The 17039-nt window shown below is 71.8% G+C and carries 11 protein-coding genes and 3 rRNA genes; 12 read left to right on the top strand and 2 right to left on the bottom strand.

The features are described 5' to 3' along the window. Window positions 1-33 precede the first annotated feature (33 nt). The 6 genes from tyrS (at window position 34) to ACU610_RS05400 (ending at window position 9498) form a co-directional block, all read left to right on the top strand. Window positions 34-1308 (top strand): tyrosine--tRNA ligase, encoded by a 1275-nt coding sequence (gene tyrS / locus ACU610_RS05375; protein ID WP_446766686.1) that lies wholly within the window; start codon window positions 34-36, stop codon window positions 1306-1308. Between the two features lie 470 nt (window positions 1309-1778). Continuing rightward, window positions 1779-3303: ribosomal RNA gene (locus tag ACU610_RS05380) — 16S ribosomal RNA — on the top strand. A gap of 533 nt (window positions 3304-3836) precedes the next feature. Next, a 23S ribosomal RNA gene (locus ACU610_RS05385) occupies window positions 3837-6971 on the top strand. Window positions 6972-7082: 111 nt separating this feature from the next. Continuing rightward, a 5S ribosomal RNA gene (gene rrf / locus ACU610_RS05390) occupies window positions 7083-7199 on the top strand. Together the 16S, 23S and 5S rRNA genes form the textbook arrangement of a ribosomal RNA operon. Before the next feature lie 1024 nt (window positions 7200-8223). After that, on the top strand, window positions 8224-9042 hold the full coding sequence (locus ACU610_RS05395) for a tetratricopeptide repeat protein (protein ID WP_446766687.1): 819 nt from the start codon (window positions 8224-8226) through the stop codon (window positions 9040-9042). Window positions 9043-9141: 99 nt separating this feature from the next. Continuing rightward, window positions 9142-9498, top strand: coding sequence for a single-stranded DNA-binding protein (locus ACU610_RS05400; RefSeq protein ID WP_446766688.1), 357 nt, complete (start codon window positions 9142-9144; stop codon window positions 9496-9498). Window positions 9499-9506: 8 nt separating this feature from the next. Here the strand turns inward: ACU610_RS05400 and ACU610_RS05405 are convergent, their stop codons facing one another. Then, window positions 9507-10790 carry a DUF1015 domain-containing protein gene (locus tag ACU610_RS05405; RefSeq protein WP_446766689.1) on the bottom strand — a complete coding sequence of 428 codons (1284 nt, stop codon included), beginning with the start codon at window positions 10788-10790 and terminating at the stop codon, window positions 9507-9509. A 108-nt stretch (window positions 10791-10898) separates the two neighbouring features. Between ACU610_RS05405 and ACU610_RS05410 the strand changes: the two genes are divergently transcribed. Beyond that, complete coding sequence (locus tag ACU610_RS05410; RefSeq protein WP_446766690.1) at window positions 10899-11294, top strand: tetratricopeptide repeat protein; 396 nt, start codon at window positions 10899-10901, stop codon at window positions 11292-11294. After that, window positions 11291-12364, top strand: coding sequence for an HAD-IIA family hydrolase (locus ACU610_RS05415; RefSeq protein ID WP_446766691.1), 1074 nt, complete (start codon window positions 11291-11293; stop codon window positions 12362-12364). Before ACU610_RS05410 ends, ACU610_RS05415 begins: the two co-directional genes overlap by 4 nt. A gap of 71 nt (window positions 12365-12435) precedes the next feature. On the opposite strand, the gene ACU610_RS05420 is transcribed toward ACU610_RS05415, so the two are convergent. Further along, window positions 12436-12753, bottom strand: a complete 318-nt coding sequence (locus tag ACU610_RS05420; protein WP_446766692.1) for an alkyl sulfatase C-terminal domain-containing protein — start codon at window positions 12751-12753, stop codon at window positions 12436-12438. Between the two features lie 320 nt (window positions 12754-13073). Here ACU610_RS05420 and ACU610_RS05425 point away from each other — a divergent pair, with 320 nt between their 5' ends. The 4 genes from ACU610_RS05425 to recN all read left to right on the top strand — a co-directional run bounded on the left by ACU610_RS05425 (window position 13074) and on the right by recN (window position 17001). Then, window positions 13074-13208 (top strand): hypothetical protein, encoded by a 135-nt coding sequence (locus tag ACU610_RS05425; RefSeq protein ID WP_446766693.1) that lies wholly within the window; start codon window positions 13074-13076, stop codon window positions 13206-13208. Next, complete coding sequence (locus tag ACU610_RS05430; protein WP_446766694.1) at window positions 13208-14005, top strand: TlyA family RNA methyltransferase; 798 nt, start codon at window positions 13208-13210, stop codon at window positions 14003-14005. Before ACU610_RS05425 ends, ACU610_RS05430 begins: the two co-directional genes overlap by 1 nt. A 157-nt stretch (window positions 14006-14162) precedes the next feature. Beyond that, on the top strand, window positions 14163-15197 hold the full coding sequence (locus ACU610_RS05435) for an NAD kinase (RefSeq protein ID WP_446766695.1): 1035 nt from the start codon (window positions 14163-14165) through the stop codon (window positions 15195-15197). After that, window positions 15172-17001, top strand: coding sequence for a DNA repair protein RecN (gene recN / locus ACU610_RS05440; protein WP_446766696.1), 1830 nt, complete (start codon window positions 15172-15174; stop codon window positions 16999-17001). Before ACU610_RS05435 ends, recN begins: the two co-directional genes overlap by 26 nt. The last annotated feature ends 38 nt before the right edge of the window (window positions 17002-17039 follow it).

The raw sequence follows: 17039 nt of genomic DNA on the forward strand, positions 1-17039 counted from the left end.
ACGGCGCCGACGAGCGCCAGCGAGGATGGACCCGTGACCGACGTGATCGACGAGCTGCACCGCCGTGGGCTGATCGCCCAGAGCACCGACGAGGAGGCGTTGCGCAAGCACCTCGCCGACGGCCCGGTCACCTACTACGCCGGCTTCGACCCGACCGCGCCCAGCCTGCACGTCGGGCACCTGCTGCAGTTCATGGTGCTGCGGGCCCTCCAGCGGGCCGGGCACCAGCCCGTCGTCCTGGTGGGCGGGGCGACCGGTCTGATCGGCGACCCGCGGCCCACCGCGGAGCGCCAGCTCAACGACCGGGACACCGTCGCCGGGTGGGTGGACAGCATCCGCACCCAGGTCGCCCCGTTCCTCGAGGTGCCGGCGGAGCGGGAGGGCCTCCGGGCGCCGGTCTACGTCGACAACCTCGAGTGGACGGCGCCGCTGTCCGCCATCGACTTCCTGCGTGACATCGGCAAGCACTTCCGGGTCGGCCGCATGCTGGCGAAGGAGGCGGTCGCCGCGCGGCTGAACTCCGAGGCCGGCATCAGCTACACCGAGTTCAGCTACCAGATCCTGCAGGCCAACGACTACCGCGAGCTGTTCCGGCGCCACGGCGTCACGCTGCAGACCGGCGGCTCGGACCAGTGGGGCAACCTCACCGCCGGCATCGACCTCGTCCGCCGGACCGAGGGTGCGACGGTGCACGCGCTGTCCACCCCGCTGGTCACCAAGTCCGACGGCACCAAGTTCGGCAAGACCGAGGGCGGGGCGGTCTGGCTGGACCCGGCGCTCACCTCGCCGTACGCGTTCTTCCAGTTCTGGCTCAACGCCGACGACGCCGACGCCCGCGCCTGGCTGCCCCTGTACTCCGAGCGCCCGGCCGAGGAGGTCGAGGCGCTGATCGCCGAGTCGGAGGAACGCCCCGCGGCGCGTGCCCTGCAGCGCGCGCTGGCCGAGGAGCTGACGCGACTGGTGCACGGCGAGCACGAGCTCCGCCAGGCCGAGGCCGCGGGCCGGGCGCTGTTCGGCCGTGACGACCTCACCGCCCTCGGCCCGGAGACCCTGGGCGCGGCCCTGCGGGAGGCTGGCAGCATCACCGTCGACGAGGGGACGCCGACCGTCGCCGCACTGCTCCAGCGGACCGGGCTCGTCAGCAGCCTCTCGGAGGCCCGGCGCACGGTGAAGGAGGGCGGCGCGTACCTGAACAACGAGCGTGTCACCGATGCCGACGCCGTGCCGGGGGAGTCGGACTGGCTGCCCGGGGGATGGCTCGTGCTGCGCCGCGGTAAGCGCTCGGTGGCCGGCGTCCAGCGCGCCTGATCCCGTGTGAACGGCGTGTGACGACACCGTTCCGCACAGGTGTCGGGCGTCACCTCGTACCGGTTTGACAGCCCGGACCACACCCACGTAACTTTCTCTCTGCGCCCGGCGAGACCGGAGCGGGACGGAGACCTAGTCACCGCCCGCGGGTCGGACCAGGCGCCGCCTGCCCAGCAGCTGAGCGGGCCCCGGGAACACAACCCGGGGGACGTCGGTTGTACTGGGTGCCGCCGCTCCGAGCGTCGGGCGCGGGTCCTGGACCCGCCGCTTGACGGACACAGAGAGCGGCGTAACGTGGAACAGCCGCCGCGATCGATGGCCCACCCGGCCGGGTGTCGCGAGCGTCCGCTCCTTGAGAACTCAACAGCGTGCCGAAAGTCAGTGCCATAGTATCAACCCCTTTGTGGGTTTCTTTGGGTTGAGATTGATCGAGAGCGTCCGGTTCTCGGTTCTCGGCCGGGTTTCGAGCATCTACGGAGAGTTTGATCCTGGCTCAGGACGAACGCTGGCGGCGTGCTTAACACATGCAAGTCGAACGGGGCTCATCGCTTCGGTGGTGGGTTCAGTGGCGAACGGGTGAGTAACACGTGGGCAACCTGCCCTCGGCTCTGGGATAACTCCAAGAAATTGGGGCTAATACCGGATGGGCACCGCTGGCCGCATGGTCGGTGGTGAAAAGGGTTTCCGGCCGAGGATGGGCCCGCGGCCTATCAGCTTGTTGGTGGGGTAGTGGCCTACCAAGGCGACGACGGGTAGCCGGCCTGAGAGGGTGACCGGCCACACTGGGACTGAGACACGGCCCAGACTCCTACGGGAGGCAGCAGTGGGGAATATTGCGCAATGGGCGGAAGCCTGACGCAGCGACGCCGCGTGGGGGATGACGGCCTTCGGGTTGTAAACCTCTTTCAGCAGGGACGAAGCCTCACGGTGACGGTACCTGCAGAAGAAGCACCGGCCAACTACGTGCCAGCAGCCGCGGTAATACGTAGGGTGCAAGCGTTGTCCGGAATTATTGGGCGTAAAGAGCTCGTAGGCGGTTGGTCGCGTCGGCTGTGAAAACCCGGAGCTCAACTCCGGGCCTGCAGTCGATACGGGCCGACTCGAGTGGTGCAGGGGAGACTGGAATTCCTGGTGTAGCGGTGAAATGCGCAGATATCAGGAGGAACACCGGTGGCGAAGGCGGGTCTCTGGGCACCAACTGACGCTGAGGAGCGAAAGCGTGGGGAGCGAACAGGATTAGATACCCTGGTAGTCCACGCCGTAAACGTTGGGCGCTAGGTGTGGGGGCCATTCCACGGTCTCCGTGCCGCAGCTAACGCATTAAGCGCCCCGCCTGGGGAGTACGGCCGCAAGGCTAAAACTCAAAGGAATTGACGGGGGCCCGCACAAGCGGCGGAGCATGTTGCTTAATTCGATGCAACGCGAAGAACCTTACCTAGGCTTGACATGCACGGAAAAGCGGCAGAGATGTCGTGTCCTTCGGGGTCGTGCACAGGTGGTGCATGGTTGTCGTCAGCTCGTGTCGTGAGATGTTGGGTTAAGTCCCGCAACGAGCGCAACCCTCGTTCCATGTTGCCAGCACGTGATGGTGGGGACTCATGGGAGACTGCCGGGGTCAACTCGGAGGAAGGTGGGGATGACGTCAAATCATCATGCCCCTTATGTCTAGGGCTGCAAACATGCTACAATGGCCGGTACAAAGGGCTGCGATACCGCGAGGTGGAGCGAATCCCAAAAAGCCGGTCTCAGTTCGGATTGGGGTCTGCAACTCGACCCCATGAAGTTGGAGTCGCTAGTAATCGCAGATCAGCAACGCTGCGGTGAATACGTTCCCGGGCCTTGTACACACCGCCCGTCACGTCACGAAAGTCGGTAACGCCCGAAGCCGGTGGCCCAACCCCGTGTGGGAGGGAGCCGTCGAAGGCGGGATCGGCGATTGGGACGAAGTCGTAACAAGGTAGCCGTACCGGAAGGTGCGGCTGGATCACCTCCTTTCTAAGGAGCACCGGCCGCCACGTGCGCGTGGTGGTGCAGAGCTGTGCTCGGACCGTGATGGTTCTCCGCTTCCGGAGGGCCGCGGGTGTTCGGGGCAGTGCTCGAGGGTGGAACGCTGACCAGTTCGGCCGGCAGCCGGTGGCTGCTCCCAGTACGGCGGTTCCCCCTGGAGGGGCCGTGTGGAACGGGGCGGACCGCGGGAGGGCCGGTCGTAGGCACGCTGTTGGGTCCTGAGGGAGCGGACCCCTGGGTCGGGTCGGGCGCCGTGCGCTCGGGTCGGGGTGGGGGTGGGTTGTCTCGGTCGGGGCCGTTCGGGTCCTCGTACCACTCATCGTCCGTGCGCGTTGGCGCCGGGGGTGGGGTTCGGCGGGGCGGTGTCCGGATGGTGGCCGGTTGGTCGTTGAGAACTGCACAGTGGACGCGAGCATCTTTGATTGCAGGCCCGCGCAGACCCGGTTCGGTGTCGATGGTGTCCTCCCGTGGGAGGGCCGGTCGGTGCCGGTGGGTGTGGGTGGGGTGTGTTGTTGTTGTGTGGCCAAGTTGTTAAGGGCACACGGTGGATGCCTGGGCACCAGGAGCCGATGAAGGACGTAGGAGGCTGCGATAAGCCTCGGGGAGCTGCCAACCGAGCGTTGATCCGAGGATGTCCGAATGGGGGAACCCCGCACCAGTCATGTGGTGTGACCCGCGCCTGAACACATAGGGCGTGTGGAGGGAACGTGGGGAAGTGAAACATCTCAGTACCCACAGGAGAAGAAAACAACCGTGATTCCGTGAGTAGTGGCGAGCGAAAGCGGAGGAGGCTAAACCGTTTCCATGTGAGACCCGGCAGGGGTTGTGGAAGCGGGGTCGTGGGACCGTCCGCGTCAGTCTGCCGGCTGACGAGGGAGTGAGCAAGTGTGGTCGTTAGTGGAAGGCCTCTGGAAGGGGTCGCCGCAGAGGGTGAGAGCCCCGTACACGAAAACGCCGCACCTCCCGGACGTGTTTCCCAAGTAGCACCGAGCCCGTGGAATTCGGTGTGAATCCGGCGGGACCACCCGCTAAGCCTGAATACTCCCTGGTGACCGATAGCGGACGAGTACCGTGAGGGAAAGGTGAAAAGTACCCCGGGAGGGGAGTGAAATAGTACCTGAAACCGTGTGCCTACAAGCCGTGAGAGCCGTGAAGCGCATCCTTGGGGTGCGGCGGTGATTGCGTGCCTTTTGAAGAATGAGCCTGCGAGTTAGCGGTGCGTGGCGAGGTTAACCCGTGAGGGGTAGCCGTAGCGAAAGCGAGTCCGAACAGGGCGGTGCAGTCGCGTGCTCTAGACCCGAAGCCGAGTGATCTACCCATGGCCAGGTTGAAGCGCGGGTAAGACCGCGTGGAGGACCGAACCCACCAGGGTTGAAAACCTGGGGGATGAGCTGTGGGTAGGGGTGAAAGGCCAATCAAACTCGGTGATAGCTGGTTCTCCCCGAAATGCATTTAGGTGCAGCGTCGCGTGTTTCTTGCCGGAGGTAGAGCACTGGATGGCCGATGGGCCCCACAAGGTTACTGACGTCAACCAAACTCCGAATGCCGGTAAGTGAGAGCGCGGCAGTGAGACTGCGGGCGATAAGGTTCGTAGTCGAGAGGGAAACAGCCCAGATCATCGGCTAAGGCCCCTAAGCGTGTGCTAAGTGGAAAAGGATGTGGGATCGCAGAGACAACCAGGAGGTTGGCTTAGAAGCAGCCATCCTTGAAAGAGTGCGTAATAGCTCACTGGTCAAGTGGTTCCGCGCCGACAATGTAGCGGGGCTCAAGCACACCGCCGAAGCCGTGGCACTTCCACGTATCCCCGTCGTCGCCTTTCGGGGCGCCGGCCAGGGGTGGAGGTGGGTAGGGGAGCGTCGTGTGGCGGGCGAAGCGGCGGAGGAATCCAGCCGTGGACGCCACGCGAGTGAGAATGCAGGCATGAGTAGCGAGAGGGGAGTGAGAACCTCCCCCGCCGGAAGACCAAGGGTTCCTGGGCCAGGCTAATCCGCCCAGGGTGAGTCGGGACCTAAGGCGAGGCCGACAGGCGTAGTCGATGGACAACGGGTTGATATTCCCGTACCCGCGAAGGAGCGCCCATGCCGAACCCAGCGATGCTAACCGCCCGACGCCGCCGCGGTCACTTGTGACCAACGCGGTCGAGCGCGGGATCCGACCTGGTAGTAGGCAAGCGATGGGGTGACGCAGGAAGGTAGTCCTACCGGTGAGTGGTGGTACCGGTGCAAGGGTGTGGCCCGCGCCATAGGCAAATCCGTGGCGCAGACAGGGTGAGGCCTGACGCATAGCCGATTGCGGTGAATGGGATGATCCTATGCTGCCGAGAAAAGCCTCTAGCGAGTTCCGAGCGGCCCGTACCCCAAACCAACTCAGGTGGTCGGGTAGAGAATACCGAGGCGATCGAGCGAACTGTGGTTAAGGAACTCGGCAAAATGCCCCCGTAACTTCGGGAGAAGGGGGGCCCTCTGCTGTGAACCGCCTCGCGCGGGGCAGCGGTGGGGGGCCGCAGAGACCAGTGAGAAGCGACTGTTTACTAAAAACACAGGTCCGTGCGAAGTCGTAAGACGAGGTATACGGACTGACGCCTGCCCGGTGCTGGAACGTTAAGGGGACGGGTTAGCTCTTCGGGGCGAAGCTCAGAACTCAAGCGCCAGTAAACGGCGGTGGTAACTATAACCATCCTAAGGTAGCGAAATTCCTTGTCGGGTAAGTTCCGACCTGCACGAATGGCGTAACGACTTCTCAGCTGTCTCAACCACAGGCTCGGCGAAATTGCACTACGAGTAAAGATGCTCGTTACGCGCGGCAGGACGGAAAGACCCCGGGACCTTCACTACAGCTTGATATTGGTGTTCGGTTCGGCTTGTGTAGGATAGGTGGGAGACCGTGAAGCGGGCACGCCAGTGTCCGTGGAGTCGCCGTTGAAATACCACTCTGGTCGAATTGGATGTCTAACCTGGGTCCGTGATCCGGATCAGGAACAGTGTCAGGTGGGTAGTTTAACTGGGGCGGTTGCCTCCCAAAGGGTAACGGAGGCGCCCAAAGGTTCCCTCAGCCTGGTTGGCAATCAGGTGGCGAGTGCAAGTGCACAAGGGAGCTTGACTGTGAGACCGACGGGTCGAGCAGGAGCGAAAGCTGGGACTAGTGACCCGGCACCGGCATGTGGAAGCGGTGTCGCTCAACGGATAAAAGGTACCCCGGGGATAACAGGCTGATCTTCCCCAAGAGTCCATATCGACGGGATGGTTTGGCACCTCGATGTCGGCTCGTCGCATCCTGGGGCTGGAGTAGGTCCCAAGGGTTGGGCTGTTCGCCCATTAAAGCGGTACGCGAGCTGGGTTTAGAACGTCGTGAGACAGTTCGGTCCCTATCCGCCGTGCGCGTAAGAGACTTGCGAAGAGCTGTCCCTAGTACGAGAGGACCGGGACGGACGAACCTCTGGTGTGCCAGTTGTACCGCCAGGTGCACGGCTGGTTGGCTACGTTCGGCAGGGATAACCGCTGAAAGCATCTAAGCGGGAAGCTCGCTTCAAGATGAGGTCTCTCACCGGGAGCAACCGGGTAAGGCCCCCGCCCAGACCAGCGGGTTGATAGGCCGGAGGTGGAAGCACCGCGAGGTGTTGGAGCTGACCGGTACTAACAGGCCGAGGGCTTGACCACACGACCACACCACCCTCCACCCGGGGGCGGTGGCAAGACAAAGCGTGTACGCGTCCACTGTGCGGTTCTGAACGCACCAACCCCCGGCGGGCTGGTACACGTTCACAGTGTTTCGGCGGTCATGGCGAGAGGGAAACGCCCGGTCCCATTCCGAACCCGGAAGCTAAGCCTCTCAGCGCCGATGGTACTGCCCCGGGAACGGGGTGGGAGAGTAGGACACCGCCGGACAACCATTCCAGAACGGGGGTCAGAGCCAGGTGCTCTGGCCCCCGTTCTGTCGTCTCCACACTCCTTGCAGCACCTCTTCACACACTTCTCGCAGCACTGCGCGTGCTGCCGCCACTCTCGAGGTACGGAGACGGTCATGACTTCACCGCGACGAGGCGCCGGGGGGACCGGCGGGCAGGGACCCCGAGGAGGCCGAGGCGGCGCTGGACAGGGCCGAACGCAGGGCCGGAGCGCCGGCCCCCGCGCAGACGCGGCCGGTCGCGGCGGGGGGTCCTGGCAGGGGCGTCGGCCCGCCGGCGGCCGGTCCGAGGACAGCCGTGGCGGATGGCAGGAGCGCCGTCCCGAGGGCGACCGGGCGCAGCGTCGTCCCCAGGGCGAGGGCGGTCGGCCGGAGGGGTCCGGACGGTCGGACTGGCGGGACCGCCGTCCGCAGCGGGACGGCGGCTCAGGAGTCGGTGGCCCTCGTCGTGAGTGGCAGGACCGCCGTTCCCCCGGTGACCGGCCGACCGGTGGGCGCGCGGACTGGCAGGACCGCCGTCCCCACGGCGACCGGCCGACCGGTGGGCGCGCGGACTGGCGTGACCGCCGTCCCCAGGAGGACCGGACGCAGGGCGACCGTCCCGCCCGCGCGGAGCGGGACCGCTCGGGGCGCAGCGACTGGCAGGACCGTCGCCCGGCAGGGGAGCGCAGCGACTGGCAGGACCGCCGCCCGGCCGGGGACCGGGACCAGGGTGCCCGTACTCGATGGCAGGACCGCCCCCGCGCTGCGCGCGCCGACGGCGCCGCTCCGGACCGGCGCGAGGGGCGTCCGCAGCGTCCCGGTGGGCCCCGGGGCGAGTGGCAGCCCCGTCAGGGCCGCGAGGGCGGGCCGCGGAGCGACTGGCGCGACCGCCGTCCCGGCGACGACCGCCGCGGTCGTCCGGAGCGCGGCGAGCGTCCGCTCCGGGGCGCGGACCGCACGCCGCCGGCGCCGGCGGGCCCGGAGGTCCCGGAGTGGGCCGACCCGCGCGACCTCGACCAGTCGGTGCGGGCGGCGCTGCGTGGCCTCGACCCGCGCAACGCGCAACGGGTGGCCGGACACCTCGTCGTCGCGGGCACGCTCGTGGACGACCAGCCCGAGGAGGCGCTGGCGCACGCGCGGGCGGCGCGGGACCGGGCGTCGCGCCTCGCGGTGGTCCGGGAGGCCGTGGGGGTGGCCGCGTACCACGCCGGCGACTACGCCGAGGCCGCCCGCGAGCTGCGGGCCTACCGCCGGATGAGCGGTGACCAGGGATACCGGGCGGTGCTCGCCGACTGCGAGCGGGCGCTGGGGCGCCCGGAGGTGGCGCTGCGGCTGGTGCGCGAGGCGCTGGCCGAGCAGCCCGACGCCGAGGAGGCCGTCGAGCTCCGCCTGGTCGAGGCCGGGGTACGGCAGGACCTCGGTGAGCTGCCGGCAGCCCGGCTCGTCCTGGAGGGCGCCCTGGGTGGCTCCTCGCGGCCGGACTCGGTGGACCTCACCGACCCCACCGTGCTGCGCGTGGCGAGCGCCTACGCCGACCTCCTCGAGGCAGTCGGCGAGGCGGAGGCCGCGGAGCAGTGGCGCGCCGCGGTGGCCGCCCACACGCCGGAGGATGACGTCGAGTTCTCCGAGGAGGGGCTGCCGTCGGCCGACACGGCTCCGGACGAGGAGCCCCCTCCGACGGTGTCCGGGTCCACGCCAGCGGCGCCGGCCGACACGGTCGAGGACGCGGACGACCGCGACGGCATCGACGCGGGCGCCTACGACTTCGACCAGGACGTCGAGGGCGAGGTCGCCGAGCTGCTCGGCGAGACCGACGCGGACGAGGGCGACGCCGAGCACTGACCACCGACACCCACGGCGGCGTCGTCCACACCGGCGCCATGGGTCCACAGACCGCCGGCGAGCCTGGTCCGGCGCGGACCGGACGGCGAGGCTGCCGTCATGAGCGTGGCTGTGATCGACCGGAACGTCGTCGTGCTCCGCGGGAGGCTGTCCGCCCCCGCCGAGGTCAGGACCCTGCCCAGCGGCGACACGCTGGTCAGCTTCCGGCTGGTGGTGCGCCGGCCCGAGCCGCGGGCCAGGGGCCAGTCGACGGACGCGCTGCCCTGCATCACCTACGACCGTGCGCTCCAGCGGCGGATCGCGGCGTGGCAGGCCGGTGACGTCGTCGAGGTCGAGGGCGCGCTGCAGCGGCGCTTCTGGCGGACCGCCTCCGGTACCGCGTCGGTCACGGAGGTCAACTGTCGACGGGGGCACAAGGTGCCACGGTCCGCGGGCCCCGACGCCCGCACCGCCTGAGCGGCCGGTCAGTCCCCGTGCGGCCGCAGCACCAGGCCGGTCCGCGGCTTGGGCACGAACAGCGTCGACTTCCGCGGCATGCGGGCGTTCGCCCGGGCCACGGCAGCGACGTCGGCCGGCGAGGGCGCGCGCAGCAGCACGGCCACGCCGCGGCGGTCCCGCGCGCCGTCGAGCGCCTCCTCGAGGCCGTGCGCGATCAGCACGCCCCCGTGGTCGTCGTCGCGGCCCCACAGGTGCTGCACCAGGCCGTGGTGCGCCAGCACGACGTCCAGGCCGCGCCACGCTGCGGGCGCCTCCGCGGGGACGGCGGCGAGCACCTCACCCGACGGGGAGTCCAGCCGGGCCACGCGGGAGCCGTCACTGACGAGCAGGCCAGAGCCGGCGGGGTCGGTGATCCACCGCTCGATGACGTCCGCGGCGCTGCCGGCGCTCGAAAGCTCCGTGACCCGGAAGCCGGCCGACGCCGTGGCGAGCGCCTCGTCGAGGGCCAGGTCGGGCACCACCCGGTGGATCGGCTGCACCCTCAGCCCGCCCGGACCCATGGGGGTGACCAGCGCGAGGATGGCGCGCGCCTCGTAGGCCCGCGCGGCGGCGAAGCGGTGGTGACCGTCCGCGATGACCGCGCCGGTGTCGGCGAGTGCCGCGGTGACCGCGTCCCTGAGCGCCGGGTCGGTGACCCGCCACAGGGCGTGCCGGACGCCGTCGGCGTCGGTCACCTCGAGGGTCGGCGCGCCGTCCTGGGCGAGGGCGGTCAGCGCTGGGACGTCGGGATGTGGGTCGTGCGCCAGGACGATGGGCTCCAGGTCGGTCGCGGTGGCCGCGAGCAGGGCGCGGCGGCCCTCCACGGCGACGGGGAAGGTGTCCTCGTGCGGCAGGACGGCGCGGGAGCCGGCCGGCGGCAGCCCGACCGCCCCCAGCCAGCCGACCGTCTCCGGGGCGCCGTCCGCGGGCCGCATGGTGTACACCCACAGCGCCGGGCCGGAGTCGCGCTCCAGCACGCCGGTGCTCTCCCAGTCGCGCAGTGTGGCGGCGGCTCCGGCGACGGAGCGGCGGGTCGTGTCGGCGCCGTCGGGCCCGGACGCGACGCCGGGCAGGATGAGGCGCACGATGTTGTGTGGATCGGCGGCGGTCAGCCGGTCCCGGCCCTCCGGGGTCACCAGGTCGTAGGCTGGCGAGCTCACCCGGGCCAGGTGGCCGGGGTCTCGTTGCCGGTAGGTGAGGGCGCGGAAGGGCCGGACCTCGAGTCCCGTCGCAGCTGCTGGGTGCGCGGAGTCCGCCGACGACGAGAGCACGACGTGAATCGTAGGAGTGGTGCGCTCCGGTCGGTGCCGGTCGCGGGCTGCGGGGGAGGGCCAGCGGCGTCGACACCGTCCGGCGGCACCCGGACCGAGGGAGCGGCGGTGTCCGACGCGGGGGTGCCCGACGGCGACGTCTACGACTGGTACCAGCGGGGACTGCAGCTGCTGGCCAACCGGGATCCGGCCGCGGCGGCGACGATCCTGGCGCGCGCCGCCGAGGCCGAGCCGGGGTCGCGGAGCCTGCTGGAGGCCCTGGCCCGCGCCCAGTACGACGCCGGCCGCTACGCCGAGGCGGTGGGCACCTTCCGCGAGCTCACCGTGCGCAACCCCGCCGACGACTACGCGCAGTTCGGCCTGGGCCTGGCGGCCAGCCGGGCGGGCGACCTGGACCTGGCCGCCGAGCACCTGGCTCTCGCCGTGGCGATGCGGCCCGACCTCGGCCACTACTCCCGGGCGCTGCGCGGGGTGCGGGCCCGCCGCGGCGGGGAGACCTCGTGAGCGGCGCGCCGGTCCCGCTGTTGGTCGGCGCCACCGAGCCGCCCTGCCGGGCGTACGACGTCGCGCTGCTCGACCTCGACGGCGTCGTCTACGTCGGGTCCGAGGCGGTGCCCGGCGTGCCCGAGGCGCTGGCGGCCGCACGCGCCGCGGGCATGCGGCTGGGCTTCGTCACCAACAACGCCTCCCGGACGCCCGAGGAGGTCGCCGGACACCTCAGCGCCCTCGACGTCCCCGCGAGCGCCGCCGAGGTGATCACCAGCTCGCAGGCAGCGGCCACCGTCGTGGCACAGCGGCTCGGCCCCGGCGCCCGCGTGCTGCCGGTCGGCGGTCCCGGGGTCGCTGCCGCGCTCGAGGCCGCGGCACTCACCGTGGTGGCCCGCGCCGAGGACGAGCCGCTCGCGGTGGTGCAGGGCTACGGCCGCGACGTCGGTTGGACCGCGCTGGCCGAGGCCGTGGTGGCGGTGCGCAACGGCGCCGAGCACGTCGCCACCAACGCCGACGCCACCATCCCGTCGCCCCGCGGCCCGCTGCCCGGCAACGGCGCTCTGGTGGGCGTGGTCAGCGCCGTGACGGGCCGGCGTCCGCTGGTGACCGGCAAGCCGGACCCGGCCATGCACGCCGAGTGCGTCCGCCGCACGCACGCACGCCGTCCGCTGGTCGTGGGCGACCGGCTGGACACCGACGTCGAGGGCGGGCGCCGGGCCGGCGCGGCGACGCTCCTGGTCCTCACCGGCGTGACCGACCCGGCGGTCCTGCTCGCCGCCGGTCCGCACCAGCGGCCCGACCTGCTCGCACCGGACGCCCGCGGGCTGCTCACCCCTCACCCGGGCGTGGTGGCCGACGGCGGGGGATGGCGCTGCGGGCAGTGGACGGTCCGCCGCGGCGACGGACCCCTGCGGCTGGGCCGGGACGCCGGCCGGGCACCCACGAGCGCCGACGGCCTCGACGGGCTCCGGGCACTCTGCGTCGCCCACTGGGTGCGGCACCCCGGGACCGCCGCACCCGTGCAGGTGACGGCCGACGGCGAGGCCGCCGCCACCGTGCTGCGGCAGTGGGGTCTGCCGTCCTGAGGTGGCCCCGGTGAGCCGCACGGCCCTCCTGCAGATGCCCCTTCCACGGTGGAGGGCAGGAGGGTCCTCCCTCAGAGCAGGGAGCGCAGCCGGAGCATGTCCCGCAGGCCGGCCTCCAGCTTCACCCGTCCCGACGCCCACGCGGGGCCGAACGACAGCCGGCCGTCGGTGAGCGCGAGCAGGTCGTCACTGGACATGGTGAGCCGGATGTCGGCCTTCTCCAGTGACGAGCCGTCGGGCTCGGCCCGCACCTCGCGCACCGAGCCCCGGGCCAGCCGGCCGCGCACGACCTGCCCCAGGTCGGTCAGCCGGCAGGACAGGCTGCGGTCGAGGCCCTGGGCCGCCGGCTTCGCCGCGAGGTCGCCGAGGACACCCTCGAGGGCGGTCATGCACTGCTCCATCGTCGCCACGTGGGCACGCCTCCATCGCGTCGGGGGACCGGGCGGCCGAACGCTAGCGCCCGCCGTCGACCCGTGCGCGTCACCCCGGGCCGGTACCCTCGCGTGCCGGGGGAACAGCACCGGGCCGTGCCCGGACCGCCCGTCCCCGAGGTCCTGCCGGCGCCCGCTCCCGCCGCGTCCGTCCACCCGAGAGGCCCGCGATGACCGACCCGTCCCGACCGCGACCGGTCCCGGGGCCGCCCCGGCCCGGCCCGTGGGGCGGTCCGGCGCCGGTCCCGGCGGGGCCGGTGTCTCCCGAGGCGGTGCCGGTGGCGACGCCGGCCGCGGACGAGGGTGCGCCCTTCGCCGGTCTCCCCGCGCGGCCGGTGGCCGAGCACGTCGCCGTCTTCGAGGCCGAGCACGCCCGGCTGCAGCGCGAGCTCGGCACGATCGACCAGCTCTGATGGTCCGCCGCAGCCGGCTCGACGCGGAGCTCGTGCGGCGGGGCCTGGCCCGCTCCCGGGAGCACGCCGTCGCGCTCATCGCCGAGGGGCGGGTCGCCGTCTCCGGGCGGGCGGCCACCAAGCCCGCCACGGGCGTCGACGCCAACACGCCCGTCGTCGTCCGCACCGATCCCGACGAGCCCACCTGGGTCTCCCGCGGAGCGCACAAGCTGCTCGGCGCACTCGAGGCCTTCCCCGTCCCGGTCGAGGGCCGGCGGGCGCTGGACGCCGGTGCCTCCACCGGCGGCTTCACCGAGGTGCTGCTGCGCCGCGGTGCCCGGGAGGTCGTGGCGGTCGACGTCGGCTACGGGGAGCTGGCCTGGTCGCTGCGGACCGACGAGCGGGTGCGGGTGCTGGAGCGCACCAACGTCCGCACGCTCACGCCCGAGCAGGTCGACGGCCCGGTGGACCTGGTCGTCGCCGACCTGTCGTTCATCTCGCTGCGCCTGGTGCTCCCCGCCCTCACCGCCTGCGCCACCACCGAGGCCGACCTGCTGCCCATGGTCAAGCCGCAGTTCGAGGTCGGCCGCGAGCGCCTCGGCGCCGGTGGCGTGGTCCGCGACCCGGCGCACCGGCAGGACGCCGTCCTGACGGTGGCGCGAACGGCCGCCGACCTGGGGTGGGGGACGGCGGGCGTCGTCGCCAGCCCGCTGCCCGGGCCGGCCGGCAACGTCGAGTTCTTCCTCTGGCTGCGCCGGGACTCAGGGCCGCCGCGGGAGGACGACGTGCGCCGCGCCGTGGAGGAGGGCCCATCGTGACGGGGTACCCACGGGCCATCGGCCAGCGAGCACCACGGCCGCGCCGGCACCCCGCCGGCCACCGCTCCCGAGGAGGACCTGTGACCGAGCTTGTGAGGTCGCACAGGGACACAGCACTGCCTGGCACGCGACTGACGAGCGCCAGCGAGGAGGAAGCGTGACAGAGGTCAGCCCCACCGTGTGGGCGCCCAGCGGAAACCGGCACGTGCTGCTCGCCGTGCACACCGGCCGCCAGGACATCGTCGAGCTCGCCCGCAGCTCCGCCGTCCGGCTGGCCAAGGGCGGCATCACCGTGCGGCTGCTCGAGGACGAGGCGGAGGCGCTCGGCATCGAGGGCGCCCAGGTGGTCCCCGCGGACGCCGAGGGCGCCCGCGGTGCGGAGATCGTCATGGTGTTCGGCGGCGACGGCACCTTCCTGCGCGCCGCGGAGCTCGCCCGCTACAGCAACGCCGCGCTCATGGGCGTCAACCTCGGCCGGGTCGGCTTCCTCGCCGAGACCGAGCCCGAGGCGGTCGAGGAGACCCTCACCGCGATCGAGCGCTGCGAGTACTCGGTGGAGAAGCGGCTGGCCATCGAGGTCGACGTCCTCGACGCCACCGGTGCCGTCGTCGGCGGCACCTGGGCGCTGAACGAGGCGTCGGTGGAGAAGTCCGAGCGCTCCCGGGTGCTCGACGTGGTCGTGGCCATCGACGGCCGCCCGCTGACCAGCTTCGGCTGCGACGGCGTCCTGTTCGCCACGCCCACCGGGTCCACGGCCTACGCCTTCTCCGCCGGCGGGCCCGTCGTCTGGCCCGACGTCGAGGCGATGCTCGTCGTCCCGTCCAACGCGCACGCGCTGTTCTCGCGGCCGCTGGTCACCTCGCCGGACTCGGTGCTCACCGTGGCCATCCCCGCCGACGGCAACCGGGCCCGGGTCTCCGCCGACGGGCGCCGCGCCCTGGAGGTGCCCGAGGGCGGGCGGGTCGACGTCCGGCGGGCCGCCCGGCCGGTGCGCATCGCCCGGGTGCACGCCACCACGTTCGGCGACCGCCTGGTCGCCAAGTTCGGCCTGCCGGTACGCGGCTTCCGCGACGCCCGCCGGCACGACCCGGGCCACGAGATGAGCCACGACCGCAACGTGCTGACCCGCGGCTACGTCCGCGGGGACGGAGGGGAGGAGGGCCGCGGTGGCGGCACGGACGACGACGCGTGAGACCCGGCGGCCTGCCCGCGCGGCCGAGCGGGTCGAGGTCCCTCCCGCGGCGGCCGACGACCCGACGACGCGTGGCCGGCTGACCGAGCTGCGCATCCGCGGGCTCGGCGCCATCGACGACGTCACCCTCGAGCTCGGCGACGGGCTCACCGTGGTCACCGGCGAGACCGGCGCGGGCAAGACCATGGTCGTCACCGGGCTCACGCTGCTCTTCGGCGGCCGGGCCGACCCCGGCCGCGTGCGTGCCAACGGGCGGGCCGGCGTCGAGGGGCGACTCGCGCTGCCCGCCGACTCCCCGGTGTGGGAGCGGGCCGCCGACGCCGGCGCCGACCCCGACGACGACGGCACGCTGATCCTGGCCCGCACGGTCAGCGCCGAGGGGCGGTCGCGGGCCCATCTCGGCGGGCGCAGCGTCCCGGTCGGCGTCATCGCCGAGATGGCCGAGGGGCTGCTCGCGGTGCACGGGCAGAGCGACCAGCTCCGGCTGTCCCGCCCGGCCGAGCAGCGCCGGGCCCTGGACCGCTACGCCGGCACCGCCCACCTGGAGCTGCTGGACCGCTACCGCGAGGCGTACGGCCGGTGGCGGCGGCTGGCCGGTGACCTCGAGCGCCGCCGCAGCCAGGCCCGGGAGCTGGCGCAGGCCGCCGACGTCCTGCGGCACGGGCTGGAGGAGATCGAGGCCGTGGGCCCGCAGCCGGGGGAGGACGACGAGCTGGACGCCCAGGCGCGCCGGCTCAGCGACGCCGACGCGCTGCGCGCCGCCGCCGACGAGGCCCGTGTCGTGCTGGTCGGCGACGTCACCGGCGACCTCGGCGACGACCTGCCGCAGGACGCCAGCGCCGCGCTGGCCATCGCCGAGCGGGCGCTGGCCGCCTCCGACGACCCCACGCTGGTGATGCTGGCCCAGGACCTGAACGACGCGGTCGCGGTCGTCTCCGACGTGGCCGGGCAGCTGGCCTCCTACGTCGCCGACCTCGACGCCGATCCCGCCCGGCTGGCCGAGGTGATGGACCGCCGTGCGGCGATCACGGCCCTGGTGCGCAAGTACGCCGACGTGGGCGAGGGGGTGGGCGGCGTCCTGGCCTGGGCGGAGGACGCCCGCCGCCGGCTGGACGAGCTCGACGTCTCCGACGAGGCGCTCGAGGCGCTGGAGGCCGCGCGCGACGCCGCCCGCGCCGAGGTCGACGACCTCGGCGCGCAGGTGTCGGCCGGACGGCGGGCGGCGGCCGACGGTTTCGCCGCCGAGGTGGGCCGGGAGCTGGCCGGGCTGGCGATGAAGAGCGCCCGCGTCTCGTTCTCCATCGAGAGCGATCCGGACGCCCCCGGCCCCGACGGCATCGACGAGGTGGCGCTGCTGATGGCCGCGCACCCCGGCGCCCCGCCGCGGCCGGTGCACAAGGGTGCCTCCGGCGGTGAGCTGTCGCGGGTGATGCTCGCGATCGAGGTGGTCTTCGCCGGGGCCGACCCGGTGCCGGTGATGGTCTTCGACGAGGTCGACGCCGGGGTCGGCGGGCAGGCCGCCGGGGAGATCGGCCGGCGGCTGGCGCGGCTGGCGCGGCAGCACCAGGTCGTCGTCGTCACCCACCTGGCGCAGGTCGCGGCGTTCGCCGACACCCACCTGGTGGTGGACAAGTCCCCGGACACCGGTGCGGGCGTGACCGCCACCGACATCCGGGCGGTCGACGGTGAGGACCGGGTCCGCGAGCTGGCCCGGATGCTCTCCGGGCTGGCCGACAGCGACACCGGTCAGGCACACGCCCGGGAGCTGCTGGCCGTGGCGGCCACGGCGCGCACGGCGGCGTAGGGGAGGTGGGGAGTCGGCAGGAGTGACGGCGGAACCAG

Source organism: Geodermatophilus sp. URMC 61 (assembly GCF_052931555.1).

Excerpts from the sequence above, each read along its gene's own strand:
- ACU610_RS05400 (WP_446766688.1), top strand. The coding sequence starts at position 9,142 with ATGAGCGTGGCTGTGATCGACCGGAACGTCGTCGTGCTCCGCGGGAGG.
- ACU610_RS05420 (WP_446766692.1), bottom strand. The coding sequence starts at position 12,753 with ATGACCGCCCTCGAGGGTGTCCTCGGCGACCTCGCGGCGAAGCCGGCG.
- ACU610_RS05430 (WP_446766694.1), top strand. The coding sequence starts at position 13,208 with ATGGTCCGCCGCAGCCGGCTCGACGCGGAGCTCGTGCGGCGGGGCCTG.